This window comes from Pseudomonas neustonica, from assembly GCF_003797945.1.
GTDB classification, from domain to species: Bacteria; Pseudomonadota; Gammaproteobacteria; order Pseudomonadales; family Pseudomonadaceae; genus Halopseudomonas; species Halopseudomonas neustonica.
This window is the reverse complement of the sequence record NZ_RKKU01000007.1, coordinates 62,810-86,773: the sequence shown is the minus strand read 5'-3', so window position 1 is coordinate 86,773 and position 23,964 is coordinate 62,810. Positions and strand designations below refer to the sequence as shown.

The following is a 23,964-nucleotide window of genomic DNA, read 5'->3' as shown; positions in this document are numbered from 1 at the left end:
CGCTGATCGCTCATTGATTACCGGATAACCAGTACACCCATGGAAAAGACTTACCAGCCCGACGCCATTGAATCCTCCTGGTACCAGACTTGGGAGCAGAACAACTACTTCGCTCCACAGGGCTCTGGCGAGTCCTACACCATTGCCCTGCCGCCACCGAACGTCACTGGCAGCCTGCACATGGGGCATGGTTTCAACAATTCGATCATGGATGCCCTGATCCGTTTCCGCCGCATGCAGGGTCGCAACACCCTGTGGCAACCGGGAACCGACCATGCCGGTATCGCCACCCAGATGGTTGTAGAGCGTCAACTGGGCGCTCAAGGTGTTAGTCGCCATGACCTGGGGCGGGAAAAATTCCTGGACAAGGTCTGGGAGTGGAAAGAAGAGTCTGGCGGTAATATCACTCGGCAGATTCGTCGCCTGGGCAGCTCAGTGGACTGGAGCCGCGAGCGCTTCACCATGGATGATGGTTTGTCCGAAGCGGTCAAGGAAGCCTTTGTTCGCCTGCATGAAGACGGCCTGATCTACCGCGGCAAGCGGCTGGTCAACTGGGACCCGAAACTGCACACCGCGATCTCCGACCTGGAAGTCGAGAACCATGATGAGCAAGGCTCACTCTGGAATCTGCGCTATCCACTGGCCGATGGTGCCACCACGGCTGATGGCAAGACCTACCTGATTGTTGCCACTACGCGCCCGGAAACCATGCTGGGCGATACCGCCGTAGCCGTTAACCCGGATGATGAGCGCTACCAGGCGTTGATCGGCAAGTTTATCGAGTTGCCGCTGGTTGGTCGCCGCATTCCGATTGTGGGCGATGATTACTGCGATCCCGAGTTTGGCACCGGCTGTGTGAAAATCACCCCCGCCCACGACTTCAACGACTATGAAGTCGGCAAGCGCCACGCCATGCCACTGATCAATATTCTCGACCAGAACGCGGCCGTACTGGCCAAGGCACAGGTCTTCAATATTGATGGCAGCGTCAACAGCGAATTCGATGCCAGCCTGCCGGAGGCCTATGCCGGTATGGATCGTTTTGCCGCGCGCAAGCAGATCGTCGCTGACTTCGACGCGCTCGGCCTGCTCGAAAAGATCGAGCCTCACGCCCTCAAGGTGCCCAAAGGCGACCGCTCCGGTGTGGTCATTGAACCCTGGCTGACCGATCAGTGGTACGTCTCAACCAAACCGCTGGCAGAGCCGGCGATTGACGCCGTTGAAGATGGCCGCATCCAGTTTGTGCCCAAGCAGTACGAAAACATGTATTTCAGCTGGATGCGCGACATCCAGGACTGGTGTATCTCCCGTCAGCTCTGGTGGGGCCACCGCATCCCAGCCTGGTACGACGAGGCTGGCAATGTGTATGTCGGCCGCGACGAGGCCGAAGTGCGCGCCAAACACAACCTGGGCGACGCACCGCTGCGCCAGGACGAAGACGTACTGGATACCTGGTTCAGCTCCGGCCTGTGGACCTTCTCAACCCTGGGCTGGCCCGAACAGACCCAAGCGCTGAAGACCTTCCACCCGACCGACGTGCTGGTCACCGGCTTCGATATCATCTTCTTCTGGGTCGCACGCATGATCATGCTGACCATGCACCTGATGAAGAACGACGACGGTAGCGCGCAGATCCCGTTCAAGACGGTTTACGTGCATGGTCTGGTGCGCGACGGCCAGGGCCAGAAGATGTCCAAGTCCAAGGGTAACGTTCTGGACCCGCTGGACATCATCGACGGTATTGATCTGGAGTCACTGGTCAGCAAACGCACCAGCGGCATGATGCAACCCAAGCTGGCCGAAAAGATCGAGAAGCAGACCCGCGCCGAGTTCCCCGACGGCATTGCCGCCTACGGCACTGACGCCTTGCGCTTTACCAACTGCTCGCTGGCCTCTACCGGTCGCGACATCAAGTTCGATATGGGCCGCGTAGAAGGCTACCGCAACTTCTGCAACAAGATCTGGAATGCCACCCGTTACGTCATGATGCAGTGCGAAGACAAGGACTGCGGCGCTGACGGATCACCGGTAGAACTGACGCTGGCCGATCGCTGGATCATCTCTCAGCTGCAGCGCACCGAGGCCGAAGTGACTCGCCAACTCGATCAGTTCCGCTTTGACTTGGCGTCCAACGCGCTCTACGAGTTTATCTGGAACCAATACTGCGACTGGTATCTGGAGCTGTCCAAGCCGGTACTTTGGGACGAGAACGCCTCAGCCGAACGCCAGCGCGGCACCCGCCGCACCCTGGTCCGCGTGTTAGAAGCAGCTCTGCGTCTGGCCCATCCTTTCATGCCCTTCATCACCGAAGAGATCTGGCAGCGCATCGCCCCACTGGCAGGCAAGAGCGGCGCAACCATCATGCTGCAGCCCTGGCCTGAAGCAGACCAGAATCGCATTGACGCCGCCGCCGAGGGCGACGCCGAGTGGCTAAAAGCACTGATTCTTGGCGTGCGCAACATTCGCGGCGAGATGAACGTAGCCCCCGGCAAGGAGCTGGAGCTGCTGCTGCGCAAAGTGGGCAGCGAAGATCAACGCCGCCTGCAGGAAAACGATACCTTCCTGAAGAAGCTCGCCAAGCTGTCCAGCGTGACGGTACTGGCTGAAGGCGAAGAGGCACCGCTGTCGGCTACCGCACTGGTAGGCGAGCTGGAAGTGCTGGTGCCCATGGCCGGCCTGATCGACAAGACCGCCGAGCTGGCGCGCCTGGACAAGGAAATCGGTCGTCTTGAGGGCGAGGTCAAACGCATTGGCGGCAAGCTGTCGAATGCGGGCTTCGTCGATAAGGCCCCACCCGCCGTGATCGATAAGGAACGTGCCAAGCTGGCCGACGCTGAGCAGGCACTGTCCCAGCTGAGCGAACAGCGCAAGCATATCGCCAGCCTGTAAATGCCGCACGGCGCCGATCATGGGATCGGCGCCACCCCATAGCAAGCCACCGCGGGATACCCACTATGCCGATCGACAACAGCATCGTTCACCAGATTCACAAGAAACCGGATGGCCAGCCCGCCAGCCTGACGCTGCGTGACGCCGAGCTGGCCAACTCTGAAGCATTGGAGCAGCTGCTGGCAGGCTTGATCGAGGCCTACAACAGCAAACCCAACAAAGCTTGGGGCTACTTTCACGAAGAGAGCGGCGCCTATCCGTTCAGCGGCTGGTTACAGCAACTGATCGACCAGGATATCGACTTTGTCGGCTTTACCAGCAAAGCCAGCGAACAGCTGAAAACCCTGATGGAAGGCTCCAACCTGGCGCTGGGTGGTCATGTGCTGTTCATCCGCTATCGCCAGGGCATGACTGCGTTTCTGGTCGTCGCCTTGCTGCACCATACCGAAGGCGTCACCGTAACCGAGCAGCTCGACGTCGCCTCAGCGCGTCACCTGGACCTATCCAGTTTGAATATGGCAGCGCGCATCAATCTGACCGAATGGAAGCAGAACGCGACCTCGAAGAATTACATTTCCTTTATCCGCGGGCGCAGCGGCAAGCGCGTGTCGGACTACTTCCGTGATTTTATTGGCTGCGTTGAAGGATCAAACCCGGAAGAGGAAACCAACACGCTACTGCAAGCCTTCAGCGACTATGTCGGCGAGGCCTCGATGGAGCCAGAGCTGGTCAAGGACAAAGCCAAGGCCATGACTGGGTACGTCAACAGTCAGACCCGCGCAGGCGAACAGGTTGGATTGGAAGAGCTGTCAGGCGTCATAGATGAAGAACAGCCACGCGCCTTTTACGATTACATCCGCAACAAGGACTATGGCCTGAACCCCGAAATCCCTGCGGACAAGCGCACCCTGAGCAACTTCATGCGTTTCTATGGCAAAGCGGATGGACTCTCGATCAGCTTCGAATCTCATCTGCTCGGTGAGCGGGTCGAGTACAACGAGAGTGATGACGCGCTCGTCATCAAGCACCCACCCAAGGGCCTGGTACAGCAGCTACGCAACAAAAAACGCTGAGACTGCATAAAGAAAGCCACGCTGTCTGCCGGTAACCTACCGGCAGAGGGTCTCAGCGCTCCAGCATGAAGGTATCGTACTCGAGGCTATCGAGTGCTGATGACAGCCTGAACAGACCAACCAGAGCACAGATCATCAGTGAGACGGTAAAGCCGTAACCAAAGAAACTTGGCCCAAGCTGCAGCGTTATAAGCGTTAGCAAGGCGTTCAACAATACGAAGAGCGCGCACAATTCCAATGCCAGTGCGCGCTTGTCGAGATAGAAGAACACATTAAGTAGCGCCATAAATACCACCTGAATACTCACCCCCACCAGATCCACGTAAAACAGTGGTAGGTAGTGACTGGAGATATCCAGCCGATCCAGCAACGCGGGCGCGAAGAGAAACAGCAATAGCACCGTAAGCCCCTGAACCTTGCATATTTCCTGCAAGCCCTGACGAATAGAGAGGGTCATCTCGTTTTTCAGCTGACGGATGTGCTGCAGTGTTTCCCCCCCGCGAATTGCAGAAAACAGGCGGTCATACCATTCAGCGAAGTCGGTCTCGATGCGCACCAAAAATACCGCCATACCCGGAATAATTGCCAGATAGGCCAGAAAGATGGGCAAGTCATAGAGCATAGAGGCGCGCAGCGGCCCGATCACCTGTTCCGAAGTACCGGGATTGAACCAGAAGATAAATTTGTCGATCCAGATGCCAAGGTTATAAAAAAGCCCGGTCAACAACAGGCTAATGAAGACCTTGCCTCTATCCAGAAAGTCGAACGCGATCAGACGATCCGCCGGGTATTCGCGCAGGATATCGAACAGGAATACAAACAGCAGTACGGCATGGCCGATAAGCAATGCCAGCAACAACCCTTCCATGCCAACCATGCGCAGGAAATAGGCACTCGCGATCATGCAGGCGTAGCCACCCAGCATCACCAGCAGAATACGATTGTAAGCCTTCATGCCGGAAAGAAAGATAATCACCAGCCAGAGGTTGCACAGGGTGACAAAGTTGGCCAAGACCAGCAGCCGATAAATAAATGACTGATCAAAGAGCAACAAGAGCACGAGAATACCCAGGGCACCTGACGCCAGCGTCACCAACATCAGGATGCCGAGCAGATTGGGCGTAATCACGTCCATTCGCTGTTCAAACAGACGGTCTGAGACAAAACGGGTAAAGAACAGCTGCAAACCACCGGTACAAATCAGCGAGGTGGCCATCAGATAGGTCACGGTTACCAGAAACTGCCTGACCAATAAATCCGGCACAATAAAACCGATACTCATCACACCGATCAACATGACGCTGATGATCGACAGCACCCAGGGGCCCGAACTGATCAAACCGGCATAGACGTAAGCTCGCAAGGTCGAAGAGTAGGTGTCACGCGCCAAAATTCGACGCAGTTCAAAGCCAATACCGGCCATCAGTTATCTCCCGTTGCTGCGCGATAGATGTCGCGATAGCGGCTAAACATGAGTTCGTCGCTGTACAGACGGGTAACCCGCTGCAGACCGACTTTCTGCGCATTGGCCCAGCGAACAGGGTCCTGCAGCAGGCGCTGGATGGCAAAGGCAGTAGCCTGAGGATCAGCGATGGGAATGACCTCGCCAGCCGAACCAAGCCCTTGGTCCTCCTCGCCAGCGCCTTCAATCAGCTCTCGACAAGAGCCGACGTCAGTGCTCACTACCGGCGTACCGGCACACCAGGCCTCCAGAATAACCAGGGGTTGTGCCTCGCTTATGGACGTCAGCACCATCACACCAAGGCGGGGCATGATGTCGCGAATATTCTGGAAACCAAGAAAACGCACGTGGTCGCCCAAACCCAGACTGCTCACCAGGCTGTGGCATTCTTGCGCATAAACCTCGTCCTCTTCCTCCGGCCCTACAATCCAGGCCTCAAATGAAGGAATAACGTTAGCCACGCTGCGCGCCGCACGAAGAAAGGTCTTTACGTCTTTGATCGGCACTACGCGTCCAATAAGACCTGCGACCATAGGAATGCCGGGGGCACGCTCGGCACGAATGGGGTCCCAGGGTGCGAGCGCTATGCCGTTTGGGATAACCCGAGTGCGGCTTGCACTGGCGCCGTCCTTGATCTGTCGTGTCCGATTGCCCTCATACAGAGAAATAATCGGATCAGCAGACTGATAAGCGAGCAGGCCGGTACGCTCAAAAAAGCGAATCCATAACGCCCTGACATAACCGGTAGACGTATCCAGGCCGCCACTGAGGGCTTCATCCTTGGCATCGGCAACCCAGGCTGCCTGCGCGAGATCAATCTTTCTCTCTTTGGTGTAAATGCCATGCTCGGTCAGTACAAACGGGCACTGCCAATGGGTTTTCAAAATAGCACCCAACAAGCCAGCGTAGCCGGTGGAAATCGCATGCACAGCCTTGGCACGCGGCAAGCGGCGCGCAAGGTCGGCAAGCATCAGCACCGGCGGCTGAATAGTACGCAATGTCCAAAAATAATTGATGAAAGAGGGATCGGTACAATGCTCCATGTACCCTTGGCTCAGCACCTGCCAACTCGCCTTGCTGCGCAATACCTGATCACAGGTTAACTCTCCGGCAGCCAGGCTACCGAGCAGACCATCAACCATGGATTGATCAGGGGTATCCGGATGATGGAAATAACGATAGAGCTGCTCGAGCGCTGCATGATCAGCCTTGGGCGGCGAGCCTCGTTTTACCGTCCCCGGCTGCCAGGACTCGGCAATAAAGACTTCTTCAATATGGACTACATTAGGCGGAATATCATAGTACCTGCGCGGATAGGAATCGCGTTGCCCGCCAATGAACACAACCGAGAAGCGCACATCGGGTAGCCCCAGCAGTATCTGGTTCACCCAGCTGGAAACGCCACCGCGCACGTAGGGCCAAGTGCCTTCCAGCAATAGGCAGATATCCGCTGTTTCAGCGTTCTCACTCATAACCAATACCTCGCCGCAGTCGCCAGCGGCGGCTTGTTACGCAACGCCTCAGGAATAGCGTTAAGGTGGAGCGCAACATCGCTATAGCGTTGTTCCATAAAAGCAATTTCAGCCAGAAAAGGTGCCACTCGGCTAGGATTCATGCCCAGTTCAACGGCATGTTGCAAGCGCTCCCGGGCCTCCTCGACCTGCCCCTGAGCCATCAATATTCTGCCGGCCAGCAAGTCGAGATCAGCATTATCGCCCCCCTCCATCGCCGCCTGCGTATGCAGCAAAGCTTGAGCCAGAATATGCTCCAGCACACCGCCCTGAGCCAAGCCGAGGTAGGCTAACTCCCAATACCAGCGTGCCAGCGCAGCGTGAGCTGCTTTAGGCGCACGTGGCTGCTCGGCGAGGCGCAACTGCAGGCGTTCGATATTCTGGTTGATTGCGGTTTCCTGCTGATCCAGCATGGAATAGGCGAGCAAACGCACATCGTCTTCCGGGTCACGCAACGCCAGCTTGAGTATCGGCGCCGCCTCATTACCGGGCATACGTTTGGTCGCCAGCAACGCCGCCATCCGCTGCTCCGGGTCACTGGCCAACTGCAGCACATCCTGCAGGCCACCATCATTGAATAGCGGCGAATTACGCTGCTCTACTGCGCGAAAAGGCAACGCCGGCATACGCGTCGCCTGCCAACCCTGCTCACTCGTACGACGCGGCAGATACAAGCCGGCAAAGACACCCGCGATCGTACCCACCACCCCCACTAACGGAATAAAAAAGATAAAGCTGAACAGCAGCAACGGAGACCACGGTAGTGGAAACTTGTAGCGCCGGGGAAGCAGCAGCCAAAGCCCCGCCGCCAGCAATGCCGAGCCGATCGCATGTGGCAGAATATACAGATACAGGGCTTCAACGGGCGTTGGACTGCCAATCAGCGCTGACCAACTGCCTAGCTCAAACGCCAGCGCACCACTAAATAGCCACTTGCTGGTCATTCAGTCCGCACTCCCGATACAAGAATTCGCTCAGCGCTGCACGGGTATTTTCCCGCCCCAGCTCGTGATAGTGGGACGTTATTCCACGCTCTTGCAGGGATAGCTCGCCGCCCATGCGTTCTGCGATAATCTGATCAAGTCTGCCCAAATAGCCCTGACTTCCCTGCGCATCGGTTAGCGGCATCAAGACCAACAGCATATCGATACCCCGGCTATTGCTCAGCGACAACTGCAGGTCAAGACCGCGCTGACTGTCGACCAGAGCCTTCAATACCGGTGTACTGTCCGCGGGCAGCTCGAAACACATCAGGCTGCCAGGCAGGTCGTGCTTTTCGGCATCCAGCACCGAGCGCTGCAGATGTTGCGAGAAACGCCGAGCTTCGTTGTTTTCCAGCGCCAGCACCTGAGCGTCGGAATGCAGCAAATCGGCAATATGCCCACCCAGCAATGCCAGCAACATAAAGGTGCGTTCATTAAAGGAGAAAAAGGGCATGCTGCGCACTACGACAATTGCCAGTAGCTCACCGTCGACGGTTACCAATGGCACACAGGCTTGCAGGCCGGACACGGACTTTTCTCTGCCTTGCTCACGGAAGACATCACGCACACTCACCACATCGGCGCGTTCAAGGCAGAGCCGAATCAGCAAGTCATTTGCATCCAGCGCGCCCATATCGCCGACTTCAGCATAGGCCTTGCTGACCTGCAGCTGGCCATCAACCACGGGATAAAGTGCTGCCGCATTGAATGATCCATACTGACCCAGCACGCTGAGAATGGAATCAGCACTGGACTTCAGCACGTTGGTTTCTGGCCGAACCTGTAATACTCGTTTACGCAGTAGTAACAGCGAGCTGCGCAAGCTGGTTTCGCTGCCGGCGACCCGTTCTTCCAGTCGATCGTGGGATGACCTTAGCATCTGATAAGCACGGGTAAATTCATCCAGCCGGAACTGGCGATATTCGTTCGCCATCTGCAAACGCTGTAACCTGCGCTCCCAGAGGTCTCGGAACTCGCCCACAACCATACTGCTGACCAACATGCCGACGATGTAAGAAGCCGGCAGCTCGACATACCCAGGATAACCTTCTCGCATCAATACCAGGGTGGCTACCACCAGCATGCCGGCGCTAACCATAGCGTGGAGAAAACCGTAGCGCACAGCCAGCAGCAAAGGCGCAAGAATTGGCCAAGGGAAACGGTTCACGAACAGGGGGTCCGTGGGTTCAAACCAGAAACACAGCCCGAGTACCGCCGCCGTCAGAATAGGCGTTTCCAGCCAGGCAAAGTTATGCCTGGCGCGCGGTGTAAGGCTGTAATCCTTATGGGGGGTATGTCTAAACATTATTCAAACCGCAAGTCGCCGATGAGCGTGTTCAGTACTTTTTGCGCGGAGCCGGCCAGACTCTCGCGGGACCAGCCGGCGCGCGCGCCGCTGTTGCTCCAAAGTACCTGCCCGGTTTTGGGATCCAGAACCCGCAGGCTGATACCCACAGCAGGCTCTCCATCGAGACCGTTCTTGTATTGCCACTCTTCCACACTACCGCTGATCAGGTAGTCAAAAGACTGGGTACCAGCCCAGCTCAGCGCATCATCAAAACGCTTGCGATCGTCCAGCAGCATAAGATCCTGCTCAGCCGGGAGCGGGTAGACGCGCGGCTGAATACCTTCTTCAGACAAGACGCTAAGCAGAATCTGCTCCGCGCGCTCACCCGCCTGCGGTGTTTGCGAATAGTTGACCATCGGTAGCAGTCCCCACTGCGCATCAGCTCGAAACTCCGGGCTGCTGCTGCCTGAAAAAGTACTGCAGGCAGAGACAGTTACAACTGCGGCAATAAGAGTAAAACAACGTAATACGCGCATTTTGTTGCTCCTTAATATGTTATCAACGCCCGAAACGGACACTATATGAAAGGTTCACGTTACCGCCCGAATCACCATCTCCACCAATCGGCGCTGACTGGTAGCCACCGGTCAATGACAGCTCGTCGTCGCCCAACAATTCGACGCCCAAGCCAGCATTGATTGCATAGGTCATGCTCTGTTCTTCCCAATCCCAGCCGGTGGATGTATCCAGCAACCAGGTGTACTGCCCGCGTGTGCGGTTCAGTGCGCCGGGTAAGCCGCGACGCCACTGGCTACCGACATAAAACCGGCCCACGCGCTCGGGCAAAAGCTGATCGGCATTCAACTCGTCCTGGTTGACGGGTCCGCCATTACTTACCAGCAAGTCATCGAATGCGGTGCCCTTGAGCTGATTGCGTTGTAACTCCAGCCCCGAACGCAATACCCAGGTTGGCCCCTCAAAAAACTGGATCTGGCTGAATTCGAGGGAGGCCTGCTGGCCGGCACCAATCGCCAGATTCGAGCGCGTTTCATAGCGCCGCTGCGCTAACGACCAGCTGATTTGATCACGTGCGGAAATACTGTGGCTGCCGTTCAACCAAACGCCGTCCTGCTGACCCAACGCGCGCATGAGGCCAGTCTCCGAGCTTTGACGTTGCCAGTCCAAGCCAGCTGCAAATTGATCACTGCCCAGATTCCAGCGGCGCTCGACACCCAAACCTGTCCGGTTATCGTCCTTGCGGGCACTGCCATCGAACACCAAGGCAGCATCACCATTACGCAGCTGCCGTTCCAACCTCAAGCTGGCATTACGCTCCTGCCCCAGGGTTGAGTCTGCCAACAGTGGGGAATCATATTTCACGGCTCCCAGGTCCAGGCGCGAATACCAGTCATTACCCAGGTAGCTGGCTGCGCTGAATTGCGGACCATCAAGCTGCAGGCCGCCAAAATCCTCCCGCGACAATTGCACGCGCAGACCTTGCGGATGCTGCTCGGTCAGCTCCAACGCCTGCCGCCAAAGCTGCTGGCGCACAGCCAGCGGCTGCTCATCACCCAGCTCAGACAAGGCAACCGAAAGCGCGCGCCCCTTGTCGCCCAGCTGGCTCAGAGCCTCAACCTGCTGAGCCGAGTCCAGACCACCCTCTTCCAGCAAAGCCGTCAGCACATCGCGATCATAATCACGGAACGCACTCTGAATCAGGTTATAGCGATCGGTTGTCAGACCTCGACTACGTCCCCAGGCGAGCCAATCATCTTTCTGCGCCTCCTGATTAAGCGAATCGAGATGGCTCAATTGAGCATTGAACCAGGACTGCAATAGCGTCGAAGAGCCGTCCTGCCAGCGCCGCGCCTGCTGCACTGCAGCGTCTGGAGAATCGCTGACGGCAACCAGACGCAGCCATAGCAAACGACTCTCATCGCTCGCCAGGGCGTCAGGCTGCTTCATTAGTTGCTTCAACACGGCGGTGCGCAGCGCCAAGGCATCGGCGTGGCGCCCCGAAGACTCAAGGGCGTCGGCGTAAGCCGCACGCACCAATAGATCATTGGGCGTCGCCTGCAAGTAGCGGTGATACCACTGCAACGCCTGGCTTTGTCGCCCCAAAAGCTGGTTGGCTGCTGCCATTACCAGCCAGAGCGAGCGCACGTTCTGCGCGCCTGGCTCCCAATGACGCAAGCGCTCAGCCAGCTTGCCGGTATTGTTACTGTCGAAGTACAGCCACAACAGTCGCTCGCGTAACGTCGTACTGGTCGGGTTTGCCTTCAGCCCTTGCACATAATAGCGCTCAGCCAGTTGGCGCTCTCCCCGCCGCTCGGCCAGCAAACCCTGCGCCAAAATAACCGGTAGTCGAGCCGCCAGCCCTGGCTGCTGCTCTGCGTCCTTGACCAGCAGACTCAATTGCTGCCATTGCTGAAGTTGTTCAGCCAACTGAATGGCATCAATCAAACGGCGTGGGTCGCCGGTACGCTCCCAGCTGGCAATCAGCAGCTCCAGCGCCTTGGTTGGCTGTTTCTGGCCATACAGGGTGATCAGTTGACCTTCTTCACTGAAGTTAAGCTCAAGCCCTTTATTCAGCATGGCCTCATAACTGGCCTGTAACTCATCGTCTTTCTCTAGCTCCCACGCCAGCGCAGCTCGCAATCGCCAGAAGCCCGCCTCCGATACCTCCAGCGTGCCTTCATTCAAGACCTGCCAGGCTTGCTCGGGCTGATAGCTGTTCCAGAGTACTTCGGCCCAGCTCACCCGATCAGCTGTGGTCAAGGTGTGGTGCTTGGAAAAGTCCTTCCAAACCTGGGCCTCTGCGTCCAGCTGGAGCGTGTTCTGCAGGTTCTGAATCAACTTGACCCAGGCCATACGATGAGCTGGAGCACGCTCAAGATAACGACGCAACCAGCGCTCGGACTGCTCAGGGGTGCCGCGCGCCTCCTGAGCGTAAACCAGGGCCTCCAGTTCCTCTTCCGTCAATTGGCGTGTCGCCGTGACGCCGGAGAGCAGATCAATGCCCCGGTTATAGTCAAACAGGGAAAACGCCAAACGCCAAACGCCAGGCACGCTCGCGCGCCTCCATGTCCGGTTGCATGCCCAGATAGGCTATCCAGTAATCCAGGGCTATCTGCGGTCGACCAGTCCACTGCGCCAGCAGCGCCATCTGCTTGAGTGCACGAGCAGAGGCCGGTGCTGTGTCCAGTAGGTGCTGCCCCGTCCGCCATGCACCCTGTGTATCACCGCCAGCCAACTGCAGATCAAAGCGCTGCTGCAAGGCTGCAATATTGTCAGGTTCATGTTGCAGCCAACTCGCCGACAACTGATCGGCCAGGTCATGCCGCAACGCCCCCTGAGCAACAATCACGCTACGTGACCACCAATCGGTTAACGGCGCAGCCATAGCACCCTGGGCTAATTGATCCAACAAGTAGATGCTGGCTTGCTCCGACTCGCCACCGGCAACCATAGTGTCGTAGGCCAGTTTGGCATAGTCACGACGTTGCTCCGGGCTGTCTGAGTGCGCAGCCAAACGCTGATAGATAATGCCTGCGCTGTGTTGATCGCCAGCGGCAAGATACCAACGTGCCGACGCCAACAGCAGCTCTTCACGCTCCGCGGGGATCGCATCGGCAAGCGTGGCGTAGAGTTTTGCCGCAATCTGCGGCATGCCGACCGCCAGGGCCAACTCAGCCAGCTGGCGCTGCTGCGACACGCTCAGATCACTGGTATCAAACACGGCCAGACTGGCCTGCGCTGAAGACATCACCACAGGGTCATCGTTTACCGTCGCCCGAGTCAGGTTCAGTACCAGCTCATAGAAGTGTTTAAGCGGCATGTTTGCGCCGCTCCAGCCCTGCAAGTACTTTGCCGCACGATCCAGGTCACCGAGTTGAATCAGCATATCGACCAGCTCGGCACGGAGGGTAACGTCGCCAGGGTCAGCATTCAGCAAAAGCTCGGCATAGTTGACCGACACCTCGTCAACCTCACCCTTTTGCGGCAGAAAAGCATCCTTGTTCTGGTAGGTCATAAACAACATGGCAACCACTACAACGCCAGCAAGCAGCAACGCCCAAGGGCGAAACAGCGACGCCGACTCAGCGGCAGGAGAGTATCGCATTGCTCACCTCGTGCCGATTTACTGCAAACTCAACAAGCGCGCCACGACGTATGCCTTTTATCCGTTGTTGTCCGACGTTCAACTCACAGCTTCCGGCGTAGCGTACGGAGAAGCGCAGATCAAACTTACCGGCAAAGGACAGCTCGATCTCACGCTCAGAACGATAATGCCACTGCGTCAGCGGGATATTGGCCTGCTCCAAGGATGGCGCAGAATCACGCCCAGGCTGCAGCGCCAATACCGCGTTATCACTGGCCAAATGAACATAACGGCCCTGCGGCAGATCACGCACGCCTGCTACTGCACTTGACGCCAACATATCTGGCCAGCCCATTTCAGGCGGAAGCCGCACCGTGCGCATACCCTGCAACGACCTTAGTTGCCATTTACCGTCCAGGCGTTTTGCCAACCCGCCCTCATAGAGACCACGCACTCGGCGCAAGTAGTCGCCCATCCACAACGAGATCGGCTGCTGCCGATCCATGTAGGTGTATATATCAGCCATGGCCCTGAGCGAGGCCTGCTTGGTGCCAGAGTAGAAGTGGTAGTAAAGGTTGATGCCGCGCAGGCGTCGCGGTGCATCGGTTATTTCGAAGGTATCCACCACTCGCTCAAAGCCGTAAAAAGGGCCGTTCCACAGGTTGGTATACAGATTTTCGTTTATCACCGGTGCATAGATCTGCAAGCCGCCGCGGGTCGGCCTGTGCAAGGGGTTAAGCCCAGTCAGCGAAGGGTTAGCTCGGGTAATATAGGTTTCAGCGCCGTTAACGTTTGCCATACCGGCAGCATAAGCGATGCCAATCGCATCGGGGCTGGGTAGCGCCTCTCCGGACCAGAAGATCAATTTCACCTCTTTGCCAGGCGGCAACAGGTGCGTGTTGATGTAGTCGCGCGAGCCCACTATCTCGCGATTCAGATCCATCACGGGGTAGTTGGGTATGGCCATATTAATGCCGTATTCCGGGTTGAACCCGTCACGCAATCTAGCCTTCTCCGGCTCCCAAAAGAAAGGATGACTAAAGGTGTGCGTCGCAGGCTCAACCTTGGGATCGGCAAAGATCCGCCGCGCAATAGGTTCAAGAGTTTTGGTTAAATAGGGATACATCCCTTTGGCACCGATCTCACCCTCAATCACCGAAACAGAGGTCAAATAATCATGCGCCTGGATGAAATCCTTGAGCACCACCTCACCGGAATATGGCGTACCCGGCACCTCGGCCCTGGACGCAAAACCATCACCGTCAAGATGCACTGTGGCGATACGGCGTCCGTTTTCGGTAGTCGCATCCAGCGTTGGCATATCAACAAGCCGCAACGCGCGCGTAACAAAGGCGAACGGATCGATAACCCAGCGGCGGGCAGCTGCACTTTCCTGAAACAGATAAGGCGATAGAGCAAAGCCGCCCCAGGGCGCTATCGCCACAGGGACCAAAGTACGCTCGGCACTGTCCCTCAAGGTCAGGCCGGGCACCAGATCTGACCCTGTCACCTGCAACGGGGTCAGGTCGCGGCTATGCATTCGCAATGGCGCCTCGAAGTGACCAATAAGGCTCTCGTCCTGCTGAATCAGTTGGACCGACTGCGGATCGCCGACGCCCTTGTTTACGCCAAGCCGCGACAGGATGGCGGGATTATCAATCGGAATACCGCCCATGAAAGCGACAGGAATATGCTCATCCAGGCGAGCAGAGATGAATTCATTGAAACGATAAACATCAGCAGGCGTGCCACTGGTCATCCATATCACCACCCCCGCATAGAGGCCCGACATGGGAGACAAGGGTATGTCGGCATCTGCTGGAATATAGTCAACACGATAACCCAGGTACTCCAGCAGACCGCCCAGGTAGACATGCCCTGGATTCAGCGTCAGCTCGCCTTCACGAGGGTCATAGACCAGTGCAATACGCCGTGGCTGAACCTCAATACTACTGACACCCAGACGATCCAGGTCAGGCGAGGTGATCACCGGAATATAACCTTCGCTGACAAGCTCCTTGGCGAGCGAGCGAGCCTGCTCAGGTTGATCGGCAGGCAGATATTCAATCGCAACCAGCGGAATACCGACGTCCTTTAAAGGCGCCAACTGGCCATTCAGCCACTCTCGGTCACTCGCCGAAACCGGCACATAGGTCTGACTGGCCGCGTTCCAGCCAGCACTCAACGACTCAACCGCGACCGCATCGACCACGCCAGCGAACGCCGGCAAGACTTCGAACCCGCGATTGAAGAACAGCTTCATGCCTGGCAGTTGCTCATGCAAGGCTTCCAGCAGTGCCAGTAGCCCTTCACGCTGGGCTGGCTGACGCTCATCAGCCAGCAGCGTAAAGCTATCCAGCGTATCCAGAAAAAGACCGTCATAGCCTTGTTCATGATAACTCTTGGCGCGTTCCAGCAGCATCGCCTGCCATTTCGGATTGCTCAGGTCGGCAACCTGGCTTTGCCACAAGGTATTAGCCGTCCCGGATAACACGCCCGCACTTTGCGCCTCTGCGAGCATACCGCCATCAACCTCTCCCACCGACAAGTAGGCAAAAGGCAAAGCGCCCTGCGCAGACAAAAAAGCCACATCTGCCACACTGGCGTGACCCGGCTCAAGAACAACCCAATCAAACTGGGACAGTTCCGGCAACGGCGGACTGTCCGCGTACCAGAACGCGACCGATTCCGGCCTGGAATCAGGTGCAGTAGCAGCTTGAACGGAAAAACAAAAAAAGATGAACAGGCAGGAAAAAGCACGAACCACACGCCGAACGTCGGCAAGAAAGTAATACACCACCAAGATACTCCTCGCGCGATTCCGTTCGCCTGACAAGGCATCGGGAGCAGAACCGACAGCCGCATGTGTTTATGTCCAAGTCAACTACATTAGCGAATCATTCACTAATATCGATAAGCCACCATACCAGCATATTGACGAAAGCTCAAAGAGCGATCAATCGACGTCAATATGTTGGCATGGAGAGACATGGAGTGGCCCGCAAAGACAGCCAAAGATGCGTTCGAAGATGGCTTGCGGCCTGTGCAAAGGCCGCAAGAAAAAAGAATGGTCAGCGCCAGCGCACTATCCACGGCTCAAGGCTTGAGCTTGTACCCTGTGCGGAATATCCACCAGACAAGCACCAGGCAGATACTGAGGAATACCAGCGTCATACCCAGACTGACGGCAATATGCACGTCCGCTGCGCCGTAAAAGCTCCAGCGAAACCCGCTGATCAGATAAACCACCGGATTAAACAGGGTCACTGTCTGCCAGAACGGTGGCAGCATGGTGATGGAGTAAAAACTGCCACCCAAAAAAGCCAGCGGTGTAACAATCATCAACGGGATGATCTGCAACTTCTCAAAGCCGTCAGCCCATACCCCAATAACAAAACCAAACAGACTAAAAGTCACGGCGGTAAGCACCAGAAACCCTAACATCCACAGCGGATGCTGGATTTCATAGTCAACAAACAGGCGCGCTGTCAGTAATACCAGCAAGCCCAGCAGCACTGATTTGGTTGCAGCCGCACCGACATAACCAACCACGATTTCCAACGGCGACACTGGTGCCGACAAAACCTCATAAATCGTCCCGGTGAACTTTGGCATATAAATGCCGAAGGACGCGTTCGAAATACTCTCGTTCAACAGCATCAGCATGATGAGGCCGGGGATGATGAAGGCGCCATAACTGACACCGTCTACTTCGGTCATCCGTGTACCAATCGCCGCGCCAAAGACAATAAAGTACAGCGACGTAGAGATAACCGGAGAGGCTATACTTTGCAGCGTCGTGCGCAACATGCGCGCCATTTCCGACTGGTAAATAGCGCGAACACCATAAAAGTTCATTGCGCACCTCCTGCACGTTTTGCATCGCGGCGTTCATGCACCAGATTGACAAAGATATCTTCCAGCGAGCTCTGGCTTGAATGCAGGTCCTTGACTTCAATACCCGCCTGATCGAGTTTTTTCAGCAACTCGGCGATACCCGTCTGCTCGCATTGGGCGTCAAAGGTATAGACCAGCGCATAGCCATCTGCCGATAGTGCTAACGCGTCGCTGCGCAGGCTTTCGGGGAGTATTTCGAGGGGTGATTGCAGCTGAATCGACAGCTGCTTGGTACCCAACTGCTGCATCAGCTTGTCCTTACCCTCGATCAGAATCAACTCACCCTGACTGATAACACCAATACGATCGGCCATCTCCTCGGCCTCTTCAATATAGTGCGTAGTGAGGATGATGGTGACGCCACGCTGCTGCAGGCGGCGCACGGTATTCCACATGTCGCGGCGCAGCTCCACATCAACGCCCGCGGTCGGCTCATCCAGAAACAGCACATCAGGCTCATGCGACAGCGCCTTGGCAATCAGCACCCGGCGCTTCATGCCACCGGAAAGATCCATGATCCGATCGTTTCGCTTATCCCACAATGACAATTCCCGCAGTATCTCTTCCAGCAGGGCGTCATTACGCGGCTTGCCGAACAGGCCACGGCTGAGCTTGAGGGTCGACCATACGCTATCGAACATATTGTTGGTCAGTTCTTGCGGTACCAGCCCAATCTTGCTGCGCGCCTTGCGGTAATCACGTACGTTGTCATGCCCATCGATCAAGACACTGCCGCTACTGGCATTGACCAAACCACAGACGATACTGATCAAGGTGGTTTTACCCGCACCGTTCGGGCCCAGCAAAGCAAAAATCTCACCGCGCCGGATACTCAGACTCACGCCCTTGAGCGCCTGGAAGCCAGATTCATAGGTTTTGGTCAACTCGTTGACCTGAATAATATTATCCACACGTCCCCCGCATATAAGTGAGGCTGCGACAGCCAGAGGTTCCAGACTACGCGCTAGGTTTGAGCCACAGCATACGCCTAACCTTGAGGCGATTCAGCCCTGCACACTGCAGGGTTAAGGGGCTAACGGCACAGAGCACCACGCACGTATGGGATGCCTTGTATGCAGCAATCTCAGAAGTTAGATCGCAATCAAGGTGAATCGCGCAGCATCAGCCCAACCTTGGTCGAGCGGATAGGATTGAGCAACGTCGTGACGTATCACCGAGCTAGTAGATGACAGGATTCTCTGCGCAGAATACGCTGTCCCACTTAGCAGGTCGTAAGGAATCCGCGTTCATGCAAACAAATACTCAAGTGCGTTACATCGGTTTTTGGCTGCGCACTCTCGCCAGTCTAATCGATACTCTATGGATGATGCTGCTGATAACGCCTCTGCTGGTGTACTTCTATGGCTGGGCCTACTTTGACCCCTACCAGTCACCTCCGGTCGACGGCCTGGCGGACGTTATACTCACCTGGATACTGCCAGCCATAGCCGTCATCCTGTTCTGGAGGGCCAAACAGGCGACGCCAGGCAAAATGGCGGTGCATGCTCGGGTGGTCGACGCCCGCACATTCCAGCCGCCGGGCACCGGCCAACTGATCATCCGCTATCTGGGCTACTTTGTTGCTACCGTCCCGTTTTGCCTGGGTTTGCTATGGGTCGCTTTCGACAAGCGCAAGCAGGGCTGGCACGACAAATTGGCAGGAACCGTGGTCATTGCCGGTAGGCAGGATGACGCAACTATGCGCGCAGGCGTACCGGAGCAGGCATGAAAATCTATGGCGACCTGAAGTCTGGCAACTGTTACAAACTCAAGCTGTTATGCCATCTGTTGCAGCTTGAACATGAGTGGGTGCATGTTGATATTTTGCGCGAAGAAACCCGTACACCCGGATTTCTAATCCTCAATCCCAATGCCAAGGTTCCGTTACTTGAATTGAATGATGGGCGCACACTCAGCGAGTCCAACGCGATACTCAATTATCTAGCCAGCGGCTCCGCACTCCTCCCGCAAGACAATTTTACGTTGGCCAAAGTACTGCAATGGCAGTTTTTTGAACAATACAGTCACGAGCCCTACATCGCGGTAGCACGCTTTATCGCCTGCTATCTTGGCTTGCCAGAAGAGCGCCGAGCGGAATATCACGCCAAGCAGCCCGGCGGCCATCGAGCCTTGCAAGTAATGGAACAGCAGTTACAACAAACCGAATACCTGGTCGGCGACCAGCTAAGCATCGCGGACCTCAGTCTGTATGCCTACACCCACGTCGCGCCGGAAGGCGGCTTTGAACTGACTAATTATCCGGCCATAAGAGCATGGCTCTCCAGGGTTGAGGCAACGCCAGGGTACTGCGCAATGCCCTGCGAATCCTGAGTTCAGGCAGGAAACAATGGCAGCGCAGCCAAGCACCAAAGACCTGTATCGCACGCACAAAAAAAGCCGCCAGAGCAGTTCCTGGCGGCCTTGCAAACAAGTAGCCTGCTGCGGGTCAGATCAGGCCGCTTTGATGGCGTAGCCGTAGCGCGGAAAGTGAACGTGCACCAGACCGACACGATCATCCTCACGGGCGATAATGATTTCTTCAGCGCCCTCGAATACCAGGGTGCCAGCCACTTCATCTGCACCATAATCAACTGCGCTGACCGTGACAGCCTGACCAAGAGCAAAACTGCCGGGGCTGGTAATAGGGTTAGACGGCAGCTCAGCTGGCGTGGCTTCCTTGGCAATGCGCAGAGCCTCTTCGGCACTAAGCTCGCTGGCAACGCCATGACCGATATCAGCCATGCGCTGCATCCAGCTGTTAACCGCCGGATACCCGGCCAGTGCGTCAGCTACCGCCGCATTACTGCCAACAAACCAGAGCGCATGATAGTGCGCAAAATCGGCAATACAGGGAGCGTCACCGAGCAGGAAGTCACCATCACGCTGCAATTGAGTCTCCAGGCGGCTCAACAACGCGGGCCACTGCGATAGCGCCACTGCACTATCCAGACGGTTGGCAGTCCCCTTCTCAAACAACGCCTTGCGATCAGCCATAAAACCCTGCACGACTTGCTCAGGCAAACCGGCAAAACGCGCGGCCAACCCTTTGGGCTGGAAGTTGATGGCAACGGCGTGCTGAAACAGAACCTGATCGGCGAACTGCGCCAAGCCCACGGCTGCTGCTTCGCGGCCCTCAGGGATGAGTGCGGGCGCAACCTTCTCTTGCTCCAGACGACGAGCGATCATCGCCGTATCACAGTAGATATCAGCGCCCACCTGCATGACCGGGGTGCGCCGATAGCCACCCGTCAAGGCGGTGAGGTCGGGCTTGGGCATCACCGCTGGAATCATCACTGACCGCCAGGACAGCCCCTTGAAACCCAGCATCAAACGCGCCTTTTCGGCGAACGGGGATTGCGGATAGTGGTGCAGAATCAATTCATTCATGCTGAGCCTCCGATTGGTTTGCGCTCAGCTTAGCCTCTGCGGATGACAGTGCACAGGCCTTCACAAGCAATGATGAAGCGCTATCGAACTGACTGATGAGTCGCTCTTTGGCCTTCTTCGTCAACGCCTTGGTCGACAGCTCCTGGCGCAGCGCATCACCGTGCCCTTCGCAGCGCCGCCACCAGACCAATGCGCTAGCCGGGCTGCGATTGAAAAAGCGTGCACCTTTGCCGCGCTGGTGATCCCGAAAACGGCGCTCGGGATCTGTACTGATCCCCGTGTACAGATGGCCATTTTCCGCTCGCACCATGTATACCCACCATTGCCGTGAGGCAAGCGCATCGGGTGCTTTCCCCTGCTTCTCAGTGGTGGCAGTATTATTGGCAGACATGATCAAACAGCATCTTCAGGAATGAACCACTATGTTTGTACAAATTTTCAGCACCGGTGGCACGCTGGACAAAGTTTACTTTGATGCGCTCAGCGACTACCAGATAGGCGAACCTGTCGTCGGCGAGCTATTGCAACAAGCACAGGTTGGTTTTGACTATAACATCGAATCCTTGACCAGAAAGGACAGCCTGGAACTGGATGACCTTGATCGGCAACTCATTCACGACAAGGTAAGTACCTGCCCACATGAGCATATCCTGATTACTCACGGCACAGACACCATGACGGTCACTGGCGCAGGACTGGCCGATATCGATGGCAAGGTAATAGTGCTGACCGGCGCCATGCAACCAGCCCGCTTTCGCGATTCTGACGCCCTGTTCAATCTGGGTTTAGCCGTCGGTGCACTCAACTGCATGCCGCACGGCGTATATGTCGCCATGAGTGGCCGAGTATTCCCGGTTGATCAGGTCCGCAAGAACCGGCTCGCCGCACGATTTGAGGGATGCTAGGCGCGCCTTCGGCGCGCAGCGGCAAGCTTCAAGCCATAAGCGACAAGACACCCGCGTGGGTGGGTGGGTGGCTTTTAATGCGCGTAACACGGTTAACATAGTTACACCGCACGCCTGAACACCACAAAATCTGGCTTGTAGCTTGTAGCTCCTGCGCCGCCTTAGCCGGTTCCGCCGACCGTAATCTGATCTATCTTCAGCGTCGGCTGCCCTACGCCTACAGGTACCGACTGCCCGTCCTTGCCGCAGACACCAACGCCGGTATCCAGCTCAAGGTCATGCCCTACCATGGACACCCGGTTCATCACCTCCGGTCCGTTGCCAATCAGCGTGGCGCCTTTGACCGGAGCGGTAATTTTACCGTCCTCAATCAGGTACGCCTCGCTAGTGGAAAACACGAACTTGCCGCTGGTGATGTCGACCTGACCACCGCCCAAATTAGCGCAATAGATGCCTTTTTTTACCGAGGCGATAATGTCTTGCGGATCGCTTTCACCCGCCAACATATAGGTATTGGTCATACGCGGCATGGGCAGGTGCGCATAGGATTCGCGGCGGCCGTTACCGGTCGCGGGTACGCCCATCAAGCGCGCATTCAACTTATCCTGCATATAGCCCTTGAGAATGCCGTTTTCGATCAAGGTGGTGCAGTTGGTAGGCTGCCCCTCATCATCCATCGACAGTGATCCGCGGCGACCGGGCAAGGTGCCATCGTCAACTATGGTGCACAAACTGGAAGCGACTTTCTCGCCCACGCGACCGCTATAGGCAGAGCTGCCCTTGCGATTGAAGTCGCCTTCCAAACCGTGGCCGACCGCTTCATGCAGGAGCACACCGGACCAACCTGGGCCCATTACCACCGGCATACTACCCGCCGGTGCAGCAATCGCCTGCAGATTGACGTTAGCCTGTCGCACCGCTTCTCGGGCGTATGCCAGAGCGCGCTCTTCTGTTTCAAAATAGCGGTAATCGGTGCGTCCACCACCACCTGAGCTACCGCGCTCGCGACGACCGTTGTGTTCAATGATAACGCTAACATTGAGGCGCACCAGCGGGCGAATATCACCAGCCCACGTACCGTCACTGGCGGCGACCATGATGGTGTCGTGCACGCCACTCATGCTGACGCTGACCTGGGTGATGCGCGAATCAAGGCTACGGGTGTAGGCATCAATACGTTGCAGGAATGCGACTTTGTCAGCCTGCGCCATGACTTCCAACGGGTTATCTGCCACATAAAGCGAGGTAAAGGCGGGACGCTTCCAGGCCTGGACGGTGCCAGTCTGACCGGCACGGGCAATCGAGCGCGCCGCACCAGCTGCCTGACTGAGAGCAGCCAAGCGAATATCGTTACTGTAGGCAAAGCCGGTTTTTTCCCCGGACAACGCACGCACACCAACCCCCTGATCGACGTGGAAGCTGCCATCCTTGACGATACCGTCTTCCAAAACCCAGGATTCGCTGATCTGATGCTGGAAGTAAAGGTCAGCGGCGTCTACGCCGGGCGCCGCGACCAACGTGCCCAACACGCTGGCGACGGCATCGGGCGTCAGGTCGGCGGGACGCAGCAGGGCATTTTCGGCTTGGCTGATAAGATCACTCATTCTTGCTCGACTCCTTGGCAACCGGCTGCGGTGCTGCAGGCGGTGCAAAACGGCGGTGTGCGATTATCGGCATGCGTTGGCGAACCTCGCTCAGGTAGGCGAGATCAAGCTCGCCGGTAACGATGCCGGGCCCCTCGGGCAAGACGGATACCAACTCGCCCCAGGGATCAATAAGACAGCTGTGACCGAAGGTCTGGCGTCCTCCGTAATGGGTACCGCCTTGATTTGCGGCCAGTACATAACATTGGGTTTCCACAGCGCGGGCGCGCAACAAGATCTCCCAGTGCGCGGCCCCGGTGACGGCAGTAAAGGCGGCGGGCACCACAATCAACTCAGCGCCAGCCAGACGCAACCCCTGATACAATTCAGGAAAGCGCACATCATAACAAATGCTCAACCCAAGCCGCCCGACTGGTGAATCCAGGCAAACCAGCTCACTACCAAAAGCGTAATCATCCGACTCGCGGTAGGTCTTGTGGCTGTCGCTAACATCCACATCAAACAAGTGCAGCTTATCGTAGCGGGCAACCTCTATGCCTTGCTCATCGAGTACCAGTTGGGTCGCCATGGGTTTGCCGCCTGCTGAGCGTGGCAAAGGTAGGCTGCCGCCGACCAACCAGATACCGTGTTCGCGCGCTTGCTCGGCAAGAAAATGACGAATCGGCCGCTGCGGACCAAACTCGGCGGCGGCGATCGCTACCAGCGAGCGATTACCCATGGCAGCAAAACACTCTGGCAACAGAACCAACTCGGCCCCCTGCTCTGCGGCGCGAGCAATCAAACCTGCGGCCTGTTGCAGGTTTTCCTGCACATCAGGCTGACTGGTCATCTGAATAGCGGCGACACGAGACATAGGGCTAACC

Annotated in this window: 19 protein-coding genes; 5 read left to right on the top strand and 14 right to left on the bottom strand. The window is 56.8% G+C overall.

Features of this window, described 5'->3' with window-relative positions; translation table 11 throughout:
* Positions 1 to 39 precede the first annotated feature (39 nt).
* Both EF096_RS08130 and yejK read left to right on the top strand, forming a co-directional pair.
* Positions 40 to 2,889 carry a valine--tRNA ligase gene (locus EF096_RS08130; protein ID WP_123889126.1) on the top strand — a complete coding sequence of 950 codons (2,850 nt, stop codon included), beginning with the start codon at positions 40 to 42 and terminating at the stop codon, positions 2,887 to 2,889.
* A 65-nt stretch (positions 2,890 to 2,954) separates the two neighbouring features.
* Complete coding sequence (yejK, locus tag EF096_RS08125; protein WP_123889125.1) at positions 2,955 to 3,962, top strand: nucleoid-associated protein YejK; 1,008 nt, start codon at positions 2,955 to 2,957, stop codon at positions 3,960 to 3,962.
* A gap of 52 nt (positions 3,963 to 4,014) precedes the next feature.
* Here yejK and pelG read toward each other — a convergent pair whose 3' ends face one another.
* From pelG to EF096_RS08075, 10 genes are all read right to left on the bottom strand, one after another.
* Positions 4,015 to 5,385, bottom strand: a complete 1,371-nt coding sequence (gene pelG, locus EF096_RS08120) for an exopolysaccharide Pel transporter PelG (protein ID WP_123889124.1) — start codon at positions 5,383 to 5,385, stop codon at positions 4,015 to 4,017.
* A complete protein-coding gene (gene pelF, locus EF096_RS08115) occupies positions 5,385 to 6,896 on the bottom strand; it encodes a GT4 family glycosyltransferase PelF (protein WP_123889123.1) in 1,512 nt (503 codons plus the stop codon). The genes pelG and pelF overlap by 1 nt, the downstream gene beginning before the upstream one ends.
* Positions 6,893 to 7,879 (bottom strand): tetratricopeptide repeat protein, encoded by a 987-nt coding sequence (locus tag EF096_RS08110; protein WP_123889122.1) that lies wholly within the window; start codon positions 7,877 to 7,879, stop codon positions 6,893 to 6,895. Before EF096_RS08110 ends, pelF begins: the two co-directional genes overlap by 4 nt.
* On the bottom strand, positions 7,857 to 9,224 hold the full coding sequence (locus EF096_RS08105) for a PelD GGDEF domain-containing protein (protein WP_123889121.1): 1,368 nt from the start codon (positions 9,222 to 9,224) through the stop codon (positions 7,857 to 7,859). Before EF096_RS08105 ends, EF096_RS08110 begins: the two co-directional genes overlap by 23 nt.
* The gene (locus EF096_RS08100) at positions 9,224 to 9,742 is read right to left on the bottom strand and encodes a penicillin-binding protein activator LpoB (protein ID WP_123889120.1); all 519 of its coding nucleotides are present in this window, start codon (positions 9,740 to 9,742) and stop codon (positions 9,224 to 9,226) included. Before EF096_RS08100 ends, EF096_RS08105 begins: the two co-directional genes overlap by 1 nt.
* 22 nt (positions 9,743 to 9,764) lie before the next feature.
* A complete protein-coding gene (locus tag EF096_RS08095; protein WP_123889119.1) occupies positions 9,765 to 12,275 on the bottom strand; it encodes a tetratricopeptide repeat protein in 2,511 nt (836 codons plus the stop codon).
* A complete protein-coding gene (locus EF096_RS08090) occupies positions 12,238 to 13,329 on the bottom strand; it encodes a tetratricopeptide repeat protein (protein ID WP_123889118.1) in 1,092 nt (363 codons plus the stop codon). Before EF096_RS08090 ends, EF096_RS08095 begins: the two co-directional genes overlap by 38 nt.
* A complete protein-coding gene (locus EF096_RS08085) occupies positions 13,307 to 16,111 on the bottom strand; it encodes an endo alpha-1,4 polygalactosaminidase (protein WP_372237868.1) in 2,805 nt (934 codons plus the stop codon). The genes EF096_RS08090 and EF096_RS08085 overlap by 23 nt, the downstream gene beginning before the upstream one ends.
* Before the next feature lie 293 nt (positions 16,112 to 16,404).
* Entirely contained in the window at positions 16,405 to 17,166 is a 762-nt protein-coding gene (locus tag EF096_RS08080) for an ABC transporter permease (protein WP_123889117.1), read from the bottom strand.
* Positions 17,163 to 18,116 (bottom strand): ABC transporter ATP-binding protein, encoded by a 954-nt coding sequence (locus EF096_RS08075; RefSeq protein WP_123889116.1) that lies wholly within the window; start codon positions 18,114 to 18,116, stop codon positions 17,163 to 17,165. The genes EF096_RS08080 and EF096_RS08075 overlap by 4 nt, the downstream gene beginning before the upstream one ends.
* 338 nt (positions 18,117 to 18,454) lie before the next feature.
* On the opposite strand from EF096_RS08075, the gene EF096_RS08070 reads away from it, so the two are divergent.
* Positions 18,455 to 18,934, top strand: a complete 480-nt coding sequence (locus tag EF096_RS08070; RefSeq protein WP_123889115.1) for an RDD family protein — start codon at positions 18,455 to 18,457, stop codon at positions 18,932 to 18,934.
* The gene (locus EF096_RS08065) at positions 18,931 to 19,536 is read left to right on the top strand and encodes a glutathione S-transferase family protein (protein ID WP_123889114.1); all 606 of its coding nucleotides are present in this window, start codon (positions 18,931 to 18,933) and stop codon (positions 19,534 to 19,536) included. Before EF096_RS08070 ends, EF096_RS08065 begins: the two co-directional genes overlap by 4 nt.
* Positions 19,537 to 19,656: 120 nt before the next feature.
* On the opposite strand, the gene EF096_RS08060 is transcribed toward EF096_RS08065, so the two are convergent.
* Positions 19,657 to 20,592: a glutathione S-transferase family protein gene (locus EF096_RS08060; protein WP_123889113.1), complete on the bottom strand. Its 936-nt coding sequence runs from the start codon at positions 20,590 to 20,592 to the stop codon at positions 19,657 to 19,659.
* Positions 20,585 to 20,983, bottom strand: a complete 399-nt coding sequence (locus EF096_RS08055; protein WP_123889112.1) for a GIY-YIG nuclease family protein — start codon at positions 20,981 to 20,983, stop codon at positions 20,585 to 20,587. Before EF096_RS08055 ends, EF096_RS08060 begins: the two co-directional genes overlap by 8 nt.
* Before the next feature lie 31 nt (positions 20,984 to 21,014).
* Between EF096_RS08055 and EF096_RS08050 the strand changes: the two genes are divergently transcribed.
* Entirely contained in the window at positions 21,015 to 21,497 is a 483-nt protein-coding gene (locus EF096_RS08050; RefSeq protein WP_123889111.1) for an asparaginase domain-containing protein, read from the top strand.
* Between the two features lie 161 nt (positions 21,498 to 21,658).
* Here the strand turns inward: EF096_RS08050 and tldD are convergent, their stop codons facing one another.
* Positions 21,659 to 23,101, bottom strand: a complete 1,443-nt coding sequence (gene tldD / locus EF096_RS08045; protein WP_123889110.1) for a metalloprotease TldD — start codon at positions 23,099 to 23,101, stop codon at positions 21,659 to 21,661.
* On the bottom strand, positions 23,094 to 23,954 hold the full coding sequence (locus EF096_RS08040; RefSeq protein ID WP_123889109.1) for a carbon-nitrogen hydrolase family protein: 861 nt from the start codon (positions 23,952 to 23,954) through the stop codon (positions 23,094 to 23,096). Before EF096_RS08040 ends, tldD begins: the two co-directional genes overlap by 8 nt.
* Between the last annotated feature and the right edge of the window lie 10 nt (positions 23,955 to 23,964).

Coding starts and splice junctions, on each gene's coding strand:
- EF096_RS08130 (WP_123889126.1), top strand. CDS start 40: ATGGAAAAGACTTACCAGCCCGACGCCATTGAATCCTCCTGGTACCAG.
- yejK (WP_123889125.1), top strand. CDS start 2,955: ATGCCGATCGACAACAGCATCGTTCACCAGATTCACAAGAAACCGGAT.
- pelG (WP_123889124.1), bottom strand. CDS start 5,385: ATGGCCGGTATTGGCTTTGAACTGCGTCGAATTTTGGCGCGTGACACC.
- pelF (WP_123889123.1), bottom strand. CDS start 6,896: ATGAGTGAGAACGCTGAAACAGCGGATATCTGCCTATTGCTGGAAGGC.
- EF096_RS08110 (WP_123889122.1), bottom strand. CDS start 7,879: ATGACCAGCAAGTGGCTATTTAGTGGTGCGCTGGCGTTTGAGCTAGGC.
- EF096_RS08105 (WP_123889121.1), bottom strand. CDS start 9,224: ATGTTTAGACATACCCCCCATAAGGATTACAGCCTTACACCGCGCGCC.
- EF096_RS08100 (WP_123889120.1), bottom strand. CDS start 9,742: ATGCGCGTATTACGTTGTTTTACTCTTATTGCCGCAGTTGTAACTGTC.
- EF096_RS08090 (WP_123889118.1), bottom strand. CDS start 13,329: ATGCGATACTCTCCTGCCGCTGAGTCGGCGTCGCTGTTTCGCCCTTGG.
- EF096_RS08080 (WP_123889117.1), bottom strand. CDS start 17,166: ATGAACTTTTATGGTGTTCGCGCTATTTACCAGTCGGAAATGGCGCGC.
- EF096_RS08070 (WP_123889115.1), top strand. CDS start 18,455: ATGCAAACAAATACTCAAGTGCGTTACATCGGTTTTTGGCTGCGCACT.
- EF096_RS08065 (WP_123889114.1), top strand. CDS start 18,931: ATGAAAATCTATGGCGACCTGAAGTCTGGCAACTGTTACAAACTCAAG.
- EF096_RS08060 (WP_123889113.1), bottom strand. CDS start 20,592: ATGAATGAATTGATTCTGCACCACTATCCGCAATCCCCGTTCGCCGAA.
- EF096_RS08055 (WP_123889112.1), bottom strand. CDS start 20,983: ATGTCTGCCAATAATACTGCCACCACTGAGAAGCAGGGGAAAGCACCC.
- EF096_RS08050 (WP_123889111.1), top strand. CDS start 21,015: ATGTTTGTACAAATTTTCAGCACCGGTGGCACGCTGGACAAAGTTTAC.
- tldD (WP_123889110.1), bottom strand. CDS start 23,101: ATGAGTGATCTTATCAGCCAAGCCGAAAATGCCCTGCTGCGTCCCGCC.
- EF096_RS08040 (WP_123889109.1), bottom strand. CDS start 23,954: ATGTCTCGTGTCGCCGCTATTCAGATGACCAGTCAGCCTGATGTGCAG.